The sequence below is a fragment of the Pseudomonas sp. GZJR-8 genome (assembly GCF_002916705.1).
Lineage (GTDB): Bacteria > Pseudomonadota > Gammaproteobacteria > Pseudomonadales > Pseudomonadaceae > Aquipseudomonas > Aquipseudomonas synxantha_A.
This window is the reverse complement of record NZ_JXSI01000001.1, coordinates 206,953-222,129: the sequence shown is the minus strand read 5'-3', so window position 1 is coordinate 222,129 and position 15,177 is coordinate 206,953. Positions and strand designations below refer to the sequence as shown.

Annotated in this window: 15 protein-coding genes; 9 read left to right on the top strand and 6 right to left on the bottom strand. The window is 59.0% G+C overall.

Annotated features, from left to right (window positions below):
• Positions 1–92: 92 nt before the first annotated feature.
• Together TK42_RS00870 and TK42_RS00865 are read right to left on the bottom strand one after the other, a co-directional pair.
• The gene (locus TK42_RS00870; RefSeq protein ID WP_005785276.1) at positions 93–1,310 is read right to left on the bottom strand and encodes an argininosuccinate synthase; all 1,218 of its coding nucleotides are present in this window, start codon (positions 1,308–1,310) and stop codon (positions 93–95) included.
• A gap of 128 nt (positions 1,311–1,438) precedes the next feature.
• Positions 1,439–2,347 carry an OmpA family protein gene (locus tag TK42_RS00865; RefSeq protein WP_032877528.1) on the bottom strand — a complete coding sequence of 303 codons (909 nt, stop codon included), beginning with the start codon at positions 2,345–2,347 and terminating at the stop codon, positions 1,439–1,441.
• A 156-nt stretch (positions 2,348–2,503) separates the two neighbouring features.
• Between TK42_RS00865 and pyrC the strand changes: the two genes are divergently transcribed.
• Both pyrC and rnt read left to right on the top strand, forming a co-directional pair.
• Positions 2,504–3,550: a dihydroorotase gene (gene pyrC, locus TK42_RS00860; protein WP_103733412.1), complete on the top strand. Its 1,047-nt coding sequence runs from the start codon at positions 2,504–2,506 to the stop codon at positions 3,548–3,550.
• Positions 3,547–4,218 (top strand): ribonuclease T, encoded by a 672-nt coding sequence (gene rnt, locus TK42_RS00855; protein WP_005785271.1) that lies wholly within the window; start codon positions 3,547–3,549, stop codon positions 4,216–4,218. The genes pyrC and rnt overlap by 4 nt, the downstream gene beginning before the upstream one ends.
• A gap of 68 nt (positions 4,219–4,286) precedes the next feature.
• On the opposite strand, the gene TK42_RS00850 is transcribed toward rnt, so the two are convergent.
• Entirely contained in the window at positions 4,287–4,889 is a 603-nt protein-coding gene (locus tag TK42_RS00850) for a peroxiredoxin (RefSeq protein ID WP_003172097.1), read from the bottom strand.
• 244 nt (positions 4,890–5,133) lie between these two features.
• On the opposite strand from TK42_RS00850, the gene TK42_RS00845 reads away from it, so the two are divergent.
• Together TK42_RS00845 and bfr are read left to right on the top strand one after the other, a co-directional pair.
• The gene (locus tag TK42_RS00845; RefSeq protein ID WP_005785268.1) at positions 5,134–5,352 is read left to right on the top strand and encodes a bacterioferritin-associated ferredoxin; all 219 of its coding nucleotides are present in this window, start codon (positions 5,134–5,136) and stop codon (positions 5,350–5,352) included.
• A gap of 200 nt (positions 5,353–5,552) precedes the next feature.
• Positions 5,553–6,023: a bacterioferritin gene (bfr, locus tag TK42_RS00840; protein WP_005785266.1), complete on the top strand. Its 471-nt coding sequence runs from the start codon at positions 5,553–5,555 to the stop codon at positions 6,021–6,023.
• Positions 6,024–6,084: 61 nt separating this feature from the next.
• Here the strand turns inward: bfr and grxD are convergent, their stop codons facing one another.
• A complete protein-coding gene (gene grxD, locus TK42_RS00835; protein WP_005785264.1) occupies positions 6,085–6,423 on the bottom strand; it encodes a Grx4 family monothiol glutaredoxin in 339 nt (112 codons plus the stop codon).
• A gap of 86 nt (positions 6,424–6,509) precedes the next feature.
• Positions 6,510–8,618 carry a molybdopterin oxidoreductase family protein gene (locus tag TK42_RS00830; protein ID WP_103733411.1) on the bottom strand — a complete coding sequence of 703 codons (2,109 nt, stop codon included), beginning with the start codon at positions 8,616–8,618 and terminating at the stop codon, positions 6,510–6,512.
• A 433-nt stretch (positions 8,619–9,051) separates the two neighbouring features.
• Here TK42_RS00830 and argF point away from each other — a divergent pair, with 433 nt between their 5' ends.
• A complete protein-coding gene (gene argF, locus TK42_RS00820; protein WP_103733410.1) occupies positions 9,052–9,972 on the top strand; it encodes an ornithine carbamoyltransferase in 921 nt (306 codons plus the stop codon).
• Positions 9,969–11,012: an ABC transporter ATP-binding protein gene (locus TK42_RS00815; protein ID WP_078820412.1), complete on the top strand. Its 1,044-nt coding sequence runs from the start codon at positions 9,969–9,971 to the stop codon at positions 11,010–11,012. The genes argF and TK42_RS00815 overlap by 4 nt, the downstream gene beginning before the upstream one ends.
• Before the next feature lie 62 nt (positions 11,013–11,074).
• Here the strand turns inward: TK42_RS00815 and ybaK are convergent, their stop codons facing one another.
• Positions 11,075–11,545 (bottom strand): Cys-tRNA(Pro) deacylase, encoded by a 471-nt coding sequence (ybaK, locus tag TK42_RS00810; protein WP_005785257.1) that lies wholly within the window; start codon positions 11,543–11,545, stop codon positions 11,075–11,077.
• 327 nt (positions 11,546–11,872) lie between these two features.
• Between ybaK and TK42_RS00805 the strand changes: the two genes are divergently transcribed.
• The 3 genes from TK42_RS00805 (at position 11,873) to TK42_RS00795 (ending at position 15,138) form a co-directional block, all read left to right on the top strand.
• The gene (locus TK42_RS00805) at positions 11,873–12,727 is read left to right on the top strand and encodes an MIP/aquaporin family protein (RefSeq protein ID WP_032877537.1); all 855 of its coding nucleotides are present in this window, start codon (positions 11,873–11,875) and stop codon (positions 12,725–12,727) included.
• Positions 12,728–12,803: 76 nt separating this feature from the next.
• Positions 12,804–14,309, top strand: coding sequence for a glycerol kinase GlpK (gene glpK / locus TK42_RS00800; RefSeq protein ID WP_005785253.1), 1,506 nt, complete (start codon positions 12,804–12,806; stop codon positions 14,307–14,309).
• A 73-nt stretch (positions 14,310–14,382) separates the two neighbouring features.
• Positions 14,383–15,138 (top strand): DeoR/GlpR family transcriptional regulator, encoded by a 756-nt coding sequence (locus TK42_RS00795; RefSeq protein WP_003188962.1) that lies wholly within the window; start codon positions 14,383–14,385, stop codon positions 15,136–15,138.
• The last annotated feature ends 39 nt before the right edge of the window (positions 15,139–15,177 follow it).

Here is a 15,177-nt window from a genome sequence, read left to right as displayed (position 1 = left end):
CATCATTGCCCTATTTATGTTCATCCAATAATAAACAAGCAAAAAAAATGGCCCCTTGGATAAGGGGCCATTTTTCACAACCGAGGCAACACTCAGAACAACGAGCGCCCCTTGTTGGCAGCAATCCGCATACGCAGGGCGTTCAGCTTGATGAAGCCCGCCGCATCCGCCTGGTTATAGGCGCCACCGTCTTCTTCAAACGTCGCAATGTTGGAGTCGAACAGCGACTCATCGGATTTACGACCCGTGACGATCACGTTGCCCTTGTAGAGTTTCAGGCGCACAACGCCGTTCACGTGGGCCTGGGAGGCGTCGATCATCTGTTGCAGCATCAGACGCTCAGGGCTCCACCAGTAACCGGTGTAGATCAGGCTGGCGTACTTGGGCATCAGCTCGTCTTTAAGGTGGGCGACTTCACGGTCCAGGGTGATGGATTCGATGGCACGGTGAGCACGCAGCATGATGGTGCCGCCCGGGGTTTCATAGCAGCCGCGGGACTTCATGCCCACATAGCGGTTCTCGACGATGTCGAGACGGCCGATACCATGCTGGCCACCGATACGGTTGAGGGTCGCCAGCACGGTGGCCGGAGACATTTCAACGCCGTCCAACGCGACGATGTCGCCGTTGCGGTAAGTCAGTTCCAGATACTGTGGCTTGTCTGGAGCGTTCTCCGGGGAGACGGTCCATTTCCACATGTCTTCTTCGTGCTCGGTCCAGGTGTCTTCCAGCACGCCGCCCTCATAGGAGATGTGCAGCAGGTTGGCGTCCATCGAGTACGGCGACTTCTTCTTGCCATGACGCTCGATCGGGATCGCGTGCTTTTCAGCGTAATCCATCAGCTTTTCACGGGAGAGCAGGTCCCATTCACGCCAAGGGGCGATCACTTTTACCCCTGGCTTGAGTGCATAGGCACCCAGTTCGAAACGCACCTGGTCGTTGCCCTTGCCAGTGGCGCCGTGGGAAATGGCATCAGCGCCGGTTTCGTTGGCGATCTCGATCAGACGTTTGGCGATCAGCGGACGTGCGATGGAGGTACCCAGCAGGTACTCACCTTCGTAGACAGTGTTGGCGCGAAACATCGGGAATACGAAATCGCGGACGAACTCTTCGCGCAGGTCGTCAATGTAGATCTCTTTCACGCCCATGGCTTGCGCCTTGGCACGTGCAGGTTCGACCTCTTCGCCCTGACCCAGGTCAGCGGTGAAGGTCACCACCTCACAGTTATAAGTATCCTGCAGCCACTTGAGGATCACCGAAGTGTCCAGGCCGCCGGAATACGCGAGAACGACCTTGTTTACGTCGGCCATGCCATCACTCCACGGGGTTGTACGGAAAGGCAACGATTCTACCGATCAAAACCGCGAAATTACAGGGGCGCGACAGCAAATGAAGATAAAGCGACAGATTATGTCGAGTGGGCGACCGATGGTCGCACCTACGAGGTAGCCGCCGGGTTGCTCGGTACCGTGGCTTGGGATGCCGGTTTCTCGGGGGCAGCGACCCGCTCAAGCTGGATATTCACACGGCGGTTGCGGGCGCGGTTGGCGGCACTGGTGTTGGGTGCCAGAGGGTAGCTCTCGCCGTGGAAACGCAGGGTGATCTGCGATTCCTGAATGCCATTGGCCTTGAAGTAATCCATCACCGCCAGGGCGCGGCGGCGCGAGACGTCGCGATTGGTCAGGCGATTGCCACTGTTATCCGAGTGGCCGTTCAACTCGACATGATTGACGGTAGGGTCGGCCTTCATGAACGCAAGAATCACAGACAGCTTCTTCCTGGCGGCAGCGTCCAGCTCAATGCCGCCACCGGGGAATCCGACTTCAGTCTGCTTGACCTGATCGTAATTCATGGGCAACAGCTTGGCAGTGCACGACTGATAGTCGCTGTAAGCCTTGCTGAACCTCACCGGCAGCAGACGCACCTCCGAGTACCCGCCCTCGCGCGCGTAATGCCGTACGGTCGGGCTGCGCCCCTCAAGCAATCCAGTGAACAGGCGCCCGGCCTGGGCCTGGGAGCTATTGAACAGTACGTCGCCACTGCCGACACGTACCGCCCCGAGGTTGATATCGCCTCGGCCCGGCTGCCAGGGCGCAGCGGCGGCCAACAAGGTTGCCGAGCCTGCGCCAAACGCACCGTTGTAGGCTTTCAGGCGAAACGTCGCCTGCTCGCCGGCCCGGCGCACGAACTCCCCGGAACCAAAGTCGGTGATCGGCTGCGTCAGGCGGCACTCGAACTGGTCGCCCTCTACCTTCCACTCAATATTCTCCAGACGGGTCTGGAACGTGAGGGCCATAGCGGGCAGGCTGGCGAACACACTGAGCAGGGCTAGATAATGCTGGCGCACGGGAGGCTCCACTGGTTTCTACAACACTTCAAAGCGTCATACATCGTTAGGGCATACCCGGGGATATCGGTCGCATCCGGCAAAACTTGATAGCGAGTGCCTGCAAGAGTCTTTTCCGGTAGCATTCCCACCAGATTGACCCGCCTGGAATCCCCAATGTCCGACCGCCTGACCCTGCTGCGTCCCGACGACTGGCATATTCATCTTCGCGATGGTGCTGCGTTACCCCAAACCGTGGCCGATGTGGCGCGCACGTTTGGCCGTGCCATCATCATGCCTAACCTGGTACCTCCGGTGCGCAATGCCGCAGAAGCCGACGCCTATCGCCAGCGTATTCTCGCTGCACGACCGGCCGGCAGCCGCTTTGAACCGTTGATGGTGCTCTACCTGACCGACCGCACCCAGCCTGAAGAGATTCGCCAGGCTAAGGCTAGCGGCTTCGTACACGCTGCCAAGCTCTATCCGGCCGGCGCGACCACCAACTCTGATTCCGGCGTGACCAGTATCGACAAGATCCTGCCGGCGATCGAAGCCATGGCCGAAGTTGGTATGCCGTTGCTGATCCATGGGGAAGTGACCCGTGGCGATGTGGACGTGTTCGATCGCGAGAAAATCTTTATCGACGAACACATGCGTCGTGTGGTCGAGTTGTTCCCGACTTTAAAGGTAGTGTTCGAGCACATCACCACCGCCGATGCCGTGCAGTTCGTCACCGAAGCTTCGGCTAACGTTGGCGCGACCATCACCGCTCACCACCTGCTCTACAACCGCAACCACATGTTGGTGGGCGGAATTCGGCCGCACTTCTATTGCCTGCCGATCCTCAAGCGCAACACTCACCAGGTGGCACTGCTGGATGCCGCCACCAGCGGCAGCCCGAAGTTCTTCCTGGGCACCGACTCGGCGCCCCACGCCCAGCACGCCAAGGAAGCCGCATGCGGTTGTGCCGGATGCTACACGGCGTTTGCCGCCATCGAGCTGTATGCCGAAGCATTCGAAAAGCGCAATGCCCTGGACAAACTCGAAGGTTTTGCCAGCCTCAATGGTCCGCGTTTCTACGGCCTGCCGGCGAATACCGACCGCATTACCCTGGTCCGTGAAGATTGGACCGCCCCCGCCAGCCTGCCGTTTGGCGAGCTGACCGTTATCCCGCTGCGCGCCGGTGAAACACTGCGCTGGCGCCTGCTGGAGGAAAGCAAGTGAGTGAAGACCATTACGATGACGAACAAGAGCACAGTGGCGGCGGCTCGCGCCACCCGATGGCCGAGCGTTTTCGCGGTTATCTGCCGGTTGTCATCGACGTAGAAACCGGTGGCTTCAACTGCGCCACCGACGCCCTGCTGGAAATTGCCGCAACCACCATCGGCATGGACGAACAGGGTTTCGTGTTCCCGGAACACACCCACTTCTTCCGTGTCGAGCCGTTCGAAGGCGCCAATATCGAAGCCGCGGCCCTGGAGTTCACCGGGATCAAGCTCGACCACCCGCTGCGCATGGCCGTCAGTGAAGAAGCAGCACTGACCGATATCTTCCGTGGCGTGCGCAAGGCGCTGAAGGCCAATGGCTGCAAACGCGCGATCCTGGTCGGCCATAACAGCAGCTTCGACCTGGGCTTCCTGAATGCCGCCGTGGCGCGCCTGGACATGAAGCGCAACCCGTTTCACCCGTTCTCAAGCTTCGACACTGCCACCCTTGCAGGCCTGGCGTATGGCCAGACCGTACTGGCCAAAGCCTGCCAGGCAGCGGGTATCGACTTTGATGGTCGTGAAGCCCACTCGGCGCGCTACGACACCGAAAAGACCGCCGACCTGTTCTGTGGCATCGTCAACCGCTGGAAACAGATGGGTGGCTGGGAAGACTTCAACGACTGAGCCTGCACCGCCCCTCCCATAAAAAAACCGGCCTTTTCAGGCCGGTTTTTTTGTACCTCGACGCAGGCTTACAGCTTGCCGGCGTTCTCGGTCAGGTAAGCGGCAACGCCTTCTGGCGAAGCGTTCATGCCTTTGTCGCCTTTTTTCCAGTTGGCAGGGCAGACTTCACCGTGCTCTTCGTGGAATTGCAGGGCGTCAACCAGGCGGATCAGCTCTTCCATGTTACGGCCCAGCGGCAGGTCGTTGATGATCTGCGAACGCACGACGCCCTTGTCGTCGATCAGGAACGCGCCACGGAAAGCGACGCCGCCTTCAGACTCAACGTCGTAGGCCTTGGCGATGTCGTGCTTCATGTCGGCAGCCATGGTGTATTTGACTTTGCCGATGCCGCCGTCGTTGATGGCGGTGTTGCGCCAGGCGTTGTGGGTGAAATGGGAGTCGATGGACACGGCAACCACTTCTACGTTGCGCGCCTTGAAATCGTCCATGCGGTGGTCCAGGGCGATCAGCTCCGAAGGGCAGACGAAAGTGAAGTCCAGCGGGTAGAAGAATACCAGGCCGTATTTGCCTTTGATGGCTTCAGACAGTTTGAAGCTGTCTACGATTTCGCCATTGCCGAGGACGGCTGGAACGTCAAAATCCGGGGCTTGTTTACCGACGAGTACGCTCATTGGATATCTCCTGATATAGGGGGTGACGATTGAAGTAAAAGGACCGGTCGAGTCTGCCTGTGGAAGCAGACAGAAATATGACGCAATCACGCTTCGTGAAGACCGACCATCATACACCGAAAAAACCGTTCGTCAGCGCACGGGCAATTCCTCTCGGATTGCTGCTGAAACTATTTTGACAATCATTCTCGTTAACATTAAGATCCATCGCACTTAAGCCATAAACCCGCGACGGTTCTCACTTATGTATGTCTGCCTCTGCACTGGCGTCACCGACGGACAAATCCGCGAAGCGATCTACGAAGGTTGCTGCAGCTACAAAGAAGTGCGTGAAACCACGGGCGTTGCCAGCCAGTGCGGCAAATGCGCCTGCCTCGCCAAGCAAGTGGTACGGGAAACCCTGACGCAGCTGCAAACAGCCCAGGCCGCGATCCCCTACTCGACAGAATTTACACACGCCTGATAGACATGTTTTAAAGAGCCGGACCTTGTGTCCGGTTTTTTTATGCCTGTAATTCAATTAGTTAGCGCCAAGACGCGGAACACAAACATTCTTATTCCGATTAATTTTCATTTATTATTCAATAACTTAGGTTTGACACTGGGATTTTCACCGCTCAGACTCCCCCTTATACACAGCTATTACAGGGCAGGACCCCAGTCATGAAAGGCGACATCTCAGTCATCCAGCAACTCAACAAAATCCTTGCCAATGAACTGGTCGCGATCAATCAGTACTTCCTGCATGCGCGCATGTACGACGATTGGGGCCTGGAAAAGCTCGGCAAGCGTGAATACAAAGAATCGATCAAGGCCATGAAGGACGCCGACGCGCTGATCAAGCGCATCCTGTTCCTGGAAGGTCTGCCGAACGTGCAGGACCTGGGCAAGCTGAACATCGGCGAGCACACTCAGGAAATGATCGGCAGTGACCTGGGCTTTGAGCGCAAAAGCCACAGCGACATCAAGGCAGCGATTGCCCACTGTGAGACCAAAGGCGATTTCGGCAGCCGTGAGCTGCTGGAAGACATCCTGGAAGACCAGGAAGAGCATATCGACTGGCTGGAAACCCAGTTGGGCCTGATAGACAAGGTCAGCCTGGAGAACTACCTGCAATCGCAGATGGGTGAATAACCCCTACATACAAAAAAGCCCCGCTCTCGTCAGAGAAGCGGGGCTTTTTATTGCAGGTCAATCAAGCTTCAGTCTTGGCTGCCGCTTTTTCCGCTGCGTCTTTGATCAGCGCTTGCAGCGAACCATCGGCTGCCATTTCAGTGATGATATCGCTGCCGCCAACCAGCTCACCGGCTACCCACAGTTGCGGGAAAGTCGGCCAGTTAGCGTATTTAGGCAGGTTGGCGCGAATTTCCGGATTCTGCAGGATATCCACGTAGGCGAACTTCTCGCCACACGCCATGATGGCCTGGGAGGCTTTTGCGGAAAAACCGCACTGAGGAGCGTTAGGCGCGCCCTTCATGTAGAGCAGAATGGTGTTGTTGGCAATCTGGTCTTTGATCGTTTCGATGATATCCATGGAACACCTCGGCTGGAACTTTGCGACTCACAGGTCGGCACGGTGGCGCATTGTAACGCAAAATCCCAGCGCAGTGCTCGGGCACCTCACGCAGCCGCCACTTGCACCGGCACCCCATTGAGCGCCGCATTACCCGATAACTCATCCAGTTGCCGCTCGTCGGTCAAGTCATTCGCACTCGCACCCGGCTGGCCGCTTGCGATGCTCATCTGCACGCCCGGACGATCATGGCCCCAACCGTGAGGCAGGCTGACCACACCCGGCATCATGTCCGTGCTGGCCACGACTTCCACTTCGATCATGCCGATGCGCGAACTCACTCGCACTCGCTGGCCATCGCTCAACTGCCGACTGGCCAGATCGTCGGGGTGCATCAACAGTTGATGGCGCGGCTTGCCCTTCACCAGCCGGTGATAGTTATGCATCCACGAATTATTGCTGCGCACATGACGGCGACCAATCAGCAGCAGTTCGTCCACCGCAGGCACCGGTTGCGCGGCAAAACGCGACAGGTCCGCCAGGATCACCGGCGGTGCCGCCTGCACCTTGCCATCGGCGGTTTTCAGCCGCGCGCCCAGGTTTGGCTGGAGCGGGCCCAGGTCTACGCCGTGGGGGTGATCGGCCAGCATCGCCACCGACAGCTTATGTACAGACGCATCACCATAAGTGCCGGCGCGCAGCCCGAAATCGAACATTTGCGCGGGCGGCATTGTGGGTTTGAGTGACACGCCGGTCTGCGCCGCAAAGGCTTTGGCCAAGCCGACGAAAATTTCCCAATCGTGCAGCGCGCCTGCGGGTTTTGGCAGGATCGCGCGGTTGAAGCGCGTGACGTTGCGCACCGCGAACATGTTGAAGGTGGTGTCGTAGTGGTCATTTTCCAATGCCGATGTGGACGGCAGGATCAGGTCGGCATAACGCGTGGTTTCGTTGATGTAGAGATCGACACTGACCATGAACTCCAACCCATCCAGCGCCTGCTTCAGTTGACGGCCATTGGGCGTCGACAGGACCGGGTTGCCGGCCACCGTCACCAGGGCACGGATTTGCCCTTCACCTTCGGTGAGCATTTCTTCGGCCAAGGCTGACACCGGCAGTTCCCCGCCGTACTCGGGACGCCCGGACACACGGCTCTGCCAGCGATTGAAATGCCCGCCGCCAGTCGACGCCACCAGGTCCACCGCTGGTGTGGTGCACAACGCACCTCCCACCCGATCCAGGTTGCCGGTCACCAGGTTGATCAACTGCACCAGCCAATGACACAACGTGCCGAACGCCTGGGTCGAGACGCCCATGCGTCCGTAGCACACCGCTTTATCGGCGGCCGCAAAATCTCGCGCCAATTGACGGATCTGCTCGGCAGGCACTGCACATTGGCGGCTCATGGCCTCGGCGCTAAAGTTGGCGATCTCCCGGCGTACGTCGTCCAGGCCTTCAACCGGCAAATGGCTGGCGCGGGTCAGCCCTTCAGCAAACAGGGTGTTGAGCACCCCGAACAACAACGCCGCATCACCGCCGGGGCGTACGAACAAATGCTGATCGGCAATCGCCGCCGTCTCGCTGCGTCGAGGGTCGACCACCACCACTTTACCGCCCCGTGCCTGGATGGCTTTGAGGCGTTTCTCCACATCGGGCACGGTCATGATGCTGCCATTGGACGCCAGCGGGTTGCCACCCAGAATCAGCATGAAGTCGGTGTGGTCGATGTCCGGGATCGGCAGCAGCAAGCCATGGCCGTACATCAGGTGACTGGTCAGATGGTGGGGCAACTGGTCGACGGAGGTTGCAGAGAACCGGTTGCGCGTCTTCAAAAGGCCAAGAAAATAATTGCTGTGCGTCATCAGCCCATAGTTGTGCACGCTGGGGTTGCCTTGGTAAACCGCCACCGCGTTCTGGCCATGCCGGGCCTGGATACCCGCAAGGCGTTCGGCTACAAGCGCAAAGGCACTTTCCCATGAGATCGGCTGCCATTCGTTACCAACCCGCAGCATGGGCTGGTGGAGGCGGTCCGGGTCATTCTGGATATCCTGCAGCGCTACCGCCTTGGGGCAGATGTGTCCGCGGCTGAAGCTGTCCAGGGGGTCGCCCTTGATCGAGGTGATCGCCAGGCGACCGTCTTCGGCTTGAGTCGTTTCCAGGGTCAGGCCGCAGATGGCTTCGCACAGGTGGCAGGCACGGTGATGGAGAGTCTTGGTCATGGCCAGTCTCTTTATAAGGGCTTTGGCCAACTATGGCCCGCGACCGCCCAGGGCGCCAGCAACCTTCGCGCTGTGAATCGACGGGCATAGGCAAAGGCATGGCTAACCATGAGCAAATGTTTCAGAAGCCTCCCGCGCACCGACTAAAACCGACACAACCTGGCCTGGGCCCGCCCCCGCGCATTGCAAAAGGTCTCGGCGCCAGTGTACAAATGGCCCGCTGCTGTCAGGAAATCGTCTTCAAACGCGCGTCAGCGCCCTGCTTGAACACTCTTAAAAACCGTAGCCCTATTGGTAAGACGCGACATTTAATGTCAATATCGCGCCTTCCCCTATTTCGTCGCCCCGTGCGGCTTTCGCCGCAGGTCTCGCCCGTTGTCACAATAAACAAGGCTTTGAGTATCTGCGGTCTGTTGCAAAAAGGTAGTTAATGATGAGCGCAAGGCACTTTCTCTCCCTGATGGATTGCACGCCCGAAGAGCTGGTCAGCGTGATCCGTCGAGGCATTGAGCTTAAAGACCTGCGTAACCGCGGCGTACTGTTTGAGCCCTTGAAAAACCGTGTACTGGGGATGATCTTCGAGAAGTCTTCGACTCGTACACGCCTGTCTTTCGAAGCCGGCATGATCCAGCTGGGTGGCCAGGCGATCTTCCTGTCCCCGCGTGATACCCAACTGGGCCGTGGCGAGCCGATCAGCGATTGCGCCATCGTTATGTCGCGGATGCTCGATGCCGTAATGATCCGTACCTTCGCCCACAGCACCCTGACCGAATTTGCCGCCAACTCGCGCGTGCCGGTGATCAACGGGCTGTCCGACGACCTGCACCCCTGCCAGTTGCTGGCCGACATGCAAACCTTCCTCGAACACCGCGGTTCGATCCAGGGCAAGACCGTGGCCTGGATCGGTGACGGCAACAACATGTGCAACAGCTATATAGAAGCGGCGATCCAGTTCGACTTCCACCTGCGTATCGCTTGCCCTGAAGGCTACGAGCCGAGCGCCGAGTTCATGGCCAAGGCCGATGGCCGCGTGCAGTTGCTGCGTGATCCGAAGGATGCGGTGGTCGGCGCACACCTGGTCAGCACCGACGTCTGGACCTCTATGGGCCAGGAAGACGAAACGGCCAGGCGCCTGGCCCAGTTCGCACCTTTCCAGGTGACACGTGCCCTGCTCGATACCGCAGCGCCGGACGTACTGTTCATGCACTGCCTGCCTGCTCACCGAGGTGAGGAAATCAGCCTCGACCTGCTCGATGACCCACGCTCTGTCGCCTGGGACCAGGCCGAAAACCGCCTGCATGCGCAAAAAGCCTTGCTCGAGTTTCTCGTCCCACCGTCGTACCACCACGCATGAGCCAGCCATTACTGCTGAACCTGCGCAATCTGGCATGCGGCTATCAAGATCAACGGGTGGTGCAGAACCTCAACCTGCACCTCAATGCCGGCGACATCGGTTGCCTGCTTGGCTCGTCCGGTTGCGGCAAGACCACCACCTTGCGCGCCATTGCCGGCTTTGAACCGGTACACGAAGGCGAAATCAGCTTGGCGGGCGAAGTCATCTCCAGTGCAGGTTTTACCCTGGCACCGGAGAAACGGCGTATTGGCATGGTGTTCCAGGACTACGCACTGTTCCCGCATTTGAGCGTGGCAGACAACATCGTCTTTGGTATTCGCAAACATCCGCAAAAGGATCGTGTGGTCGCCGAGCTGCTGGAACTGGTCAACCTCAAGAATCTGGGCAAGCGCTTCCCTCATGAGCTTTCCGGTGGCCAGCAACAACGCGTCGCCCTCGCCCGCGCCCTGGCGCCAGAGCCGCAACTGTTGCTATTGGATGAACCCTTTTCCAACCTCGATGGCGAATTGCGCCGCAAGCTCAGCCATGAAGTGCGCGACATCCTCAAGGCACGCGGCACCAGTGCGATCCTGGTGACCCACGACCAGGAAGAAGCCTTCGCGGTCAGCGACCATGTCGGCGTGTTCAAGGAAGGTCGTCTGGAGCAATGGGACACGCCCTACAACCTTTACCACGAACCGCAGACGCCCTATGTCGCCAGCTTTATCGGGCAGGGTTACTTCATTCGAGGTCGCTTGAACTCACCGGAGTCAGTGAGCACCGAACTGGGAGACCTGCGCGGCAATCGCGCCTATACCTGGCCCACAGGTGGCGCGGTGGATGTATTGCTACGCCCGGACGACATCGTCTACGCACCGGACAGCGCATTGAAAGCCCGGATCGTCGGCAAGACGTTCCAGGGCGCCTCGACCTTGTACCGGTTGCAACTGCCAACGGGCGCTCAGCTGGAATCGATTTTCCCCAGCCATGTTGATCAACAGGTGGGGACGGACGTGGGGATTCGAGTGGCGGCCGAGCATCTGGTGCTGTTCCAGGCGTAAGCGGTTATACATGTGGGAGTGGGCAAGCCCCCTCCCCCATTAGATCTCCACACGGCTGATCATCAGGCCCGGCCGATGGCCGCGAATTTGGCTTGGGTATGTTCAGCCAGCACCGCGGCGGGCAATTCCACCTCCAGCCCTCGCCTCCCGGCACTGACAAAAATCGTTGCAAAGGGTTGCGCAGTTTCGTCGATAAACGTGCGCAAGCGCTTCTTCTGCCCCAGCGGGCTGATACCGCCCAACAGATAGCCAGTAGACCGCTGCGCTGCCGCCGGGTCTGCCATTTCGACCTTTTTTACGCCAGCCGCATGGGCAAGCGCCTTCAAGTCCAAACTTCCGACGACCGGCACCACCGCCACCAACAATTCGCCCTTCTCGCTGCTCGCCAATAACGTCTTGAACACCTGCGCCGGGTCGAGGCCCAATTTCTCCGCAGCTTCCAGACCATACGACGCCGCCTTGGGGTCATGTTCATAACTGTGAATGCGATGTTCGGCGCGAACTTTTTTCAACAAATCCAGTGCGGGCGTCATGGCGTCTCCGGCAGGGAAAACAGGTGCCCAATTCTAGGCCAAGCGCCGGCAAAACGCTCTAGTCCAAGCACTGCTGGGTCACAAGCTCGGTATAAAGGGCGTGATCATTCACCAGACCAATAGTTCGAAAGTGACCAATGGTTCACTTTCGACCTTTGACAGCGGTCATTCTTGTCTATATTTTTTCGTTTCCGAATACTGTAGGAATAGTCCATCAGTGCTCCAGCAGTAAGCCGCGACTAAGGATGGGGATCCTCGTCACGGTGAAAATCGCGCAACCGCCCGTTGAGGCAGTGCGCCAGACAAGAACAACAACTGAGGTTTTCCATGACAACTGCTCTTCAACAGCCTTCACTCTCGAGCCAATGCATGGCCGAGTTCCTGGGCACTGCGCTGCTGATCTTCTTCGGTACCGGTTGCGTCGCTGCGCTCAAGGTCGCGGGTGCGAGCTTTGGGTTATGGGAAATCAGCATCATCTGGGGGATCGGTGTCAGCATGGCGATCTACCTGAGTGCCGGTATATCCGGGGCTCACCTCAACCCGGCGGTAAGTATCGCCCTGTGCCTTTTTGCCGACTTCGAAAAACGCAAACTGCCCTTCTATATTCTCGCCCAGGTCGCCGGCGCATTCTGCTCCGCCGCACTGGTGTACACGCTCTACAGCAATCTTTTTTTCGATTACGAACAAACCCACCAGATGGTCCGTGGCTCCCAGGCCAGCCTGGAACTGGCGTCGGTGTTCTCCACCTACCCCCATGCATTGCTGAGCACGGCCCAGGCATTCCTGGTGGAAATGGTCATCACCGCAATATTGATGGGCGTGATCATGGCCCTCACCGACGACAACAACGGCCTGCCTCGCGGCCCGCTGGCCCCGCTGCTGATCGGTTTATTGATCGCCGTGATTGGTAGCGCCATGGGCCCGCTGACCGGCTTTGCGATGAACCCGGCACGGGACTTCGGGCCCAAGCTGATGACCTTTTTCGCCGGTTGGGGTGAAATGGCCTTTACTGGCGGTCGCGATATTCCTTACTTCCTGGTACCGATATTCGCCCCGATTGTCGGTGCTTGCCTCGGTGCTGCCGCCTATCGCGGGCTGATCGCTCGCCACCTGCCGAGCGCAGCACCTGCTATAGCTGAAACACCTGACACGGCTGTCGACGGCAAGACTCGTATTTCCTGAAAGCGCCAGCCTGGTCCCCTGCCCTTCACGGCCCAGGCTGATTTCTGACTTCCTTATTTCGTTCAAGGCAATTGACATGACCGACCTTCAGAATAAGAACTACATCATTGCCCTCGATCAGGGCACCACCAGTTCGCGGGCGATCATCTTCGATCGCGACGCCAACGTGGTGTGCACCGCGCAACGTGAATTCGTCCAACACTACCCGCAGGCCGGCTGGGTTGAGCATGACCCGATGGAAATCTTCGCCACCCAAAGCGCGGTGATGGTAGAGGCGCTGGCCCAGGCCGGTTTGCACCATGATCAGGTTGCCGCCATCGGTATCACCAACCAGCGTGAAACCACCGTGGTCTGGGATAAAATCACCGGTCGCCCGATCTACAACGCCATCGTCTGGCAGTGCCGACGCAGCACCGAAATTTGCCAGCAACTCAAGCGAGACGGCCATGAGCAGTACATCAGCGACACTACCGGTCTGGTTACCGACCCGTACTTCTCCGGCACCAAGCTCAAGTGGATCCTCGACAACGTCGAAGGCAGCCGCGAACGTGCGCGCAATGGCGAGCTGTTGTTCGGCACCGTCGACAGCTGGCTGATCTGGAAATTTACCGGCGGCAAGACCCACGTCACCGACTACACCAACGCGTCGCGCACCATGCTCTTTAACATCCACACGCTGGAGTGGGATGCGAAGATGCTGGAGATTCTCGACATCCCGCGGGAAATGCTCCCCGAAGTGAAGTCGTCCTCCGAAATCTACGGCCGCACCAAAAGTGGCATCGCCATTGGCGGTATTGCCGGTGACCAACAGGCCGCGCTATTCGGCCAGATGTGCGTCGAAGCCGGCCAGGCCAAGAACACCTATGGCACCGGTTGCTTCCTGCTGATGAACACCGGCGACAAGGCGGTGAAATCCAAGCACGGCATGCTCACCACCATCGCCTGCGGCCCCCGCGGTGAAGTGGCTTACGCTCTGGAAGGCGCGGTATTCAATGGTGGTTCCACTGTGCAATGGCTGCGTGACGAACTGAAAATCATCAACGACGCCCACGACACCGAATACTTCGCCGGCAAGGTCAAGGACAGCAACGGCGTGTATCTGGTACCCGCCTTTACCGGTCTGGGCGCACCGTACTGGGACCCGTATGCCCGTGGCGCGCTGTTCGGCCTGACACGAGGCGTACGCGTGGACCACATCATTCGTGCGGCGCTGGAGTCGATTGCCTACCAGACCCGCGACGTACTCGACGCCATGCAACAGGACTCGGGCGAACGCCTCAAGGCCCTGCGCGTGGACGGTGGTGCGGTCGCCAACAACTTCCTGATGCAATTTCAGGCCGACATCCTCGGCACTCAGGTCGAACGCCCACAAATGCGCGAGACTACTGCCCTCGGCGCCGCCTACCTGGCTGGCCTGGCGTGTGGCTTCTGGGGCAGCCTGGAGGAGTTGCGTGGCAAGGCGGTGATCGAGCGCGAGTTCGAACCACAGCTGGATGAAGCAGCCAAAGAGAAACTCTACGCCGGCTGGCAAAAAGCGGTGAGCCGCACCCGTGACTGGGAACCGCACGAAGGCGCTGAATAAGGTTGTAACTGGCAGGGAGCGGATTCCTGCGTCATCATGGGCCACTTTTGTATGGCAGCCCAAAGGACGCCCCATGAATCTGCCTCCCCGCCAACAACAAATCCTCGAACTGGTCCGCGAACGCGGCTACGTCAGTATCGAGGAAATGGCGCAGCTATTCGTTGTCACCCCGCAAACCATCCGCCGCGATATCAACCAACTGGCGGACGCCAATCTGCTGCGCCGCTACCACGGCGGCGCGGCCTATGACTCCAGTGTCGAGAACACCGCGTACGCCATGCGGGCCGATCAGATGCGTGACGAGAAGCAACGCATCGGCGAAGCGATCGCCGCTCAGATTCCCGATCATGCCTCGCTGTTCATCAACATCGGCACCACCACCGAATCCATCGCTCGTGCGCTGCTCAATCACAGCCACCTGAAAATCATCACCAATAACCTCAACGTCGCCACCATGCTCAGTGCCAAGGACGACTTCGATGTGTTGCTGACCGGCGGCAACGTGCGCCGCGATGGCGGCGTGGTGGGCCAGGCCAGTGTCGATTTCATCAATCAGTTCAAGGTCGACTTTGCCCTGGTAGGTATCAGCGGGATCGACGAGGACGGCAGCCTGCTGGACTTCGATTACCAGGAGGTGCGGGTTTCCCAGGCCATCATCGCCAATGCGCGGCAGGTGATCCTGGCGGCGGACTCCAGCAAATTCGGGCGCAATGCAATGATTCGCCTGGGGCCCATCAGCCTGGTGGATTGCCTGGTGACTGACCAGCAGCCGGTGCCCGCATTGGTGCAAGTGTTAAATGAGCATAAGGTGCGGCTCGAGGTCGTGTAGCGCCTGCACTGCCGCCATCGGGAGCAAGCCCCCTCCCAC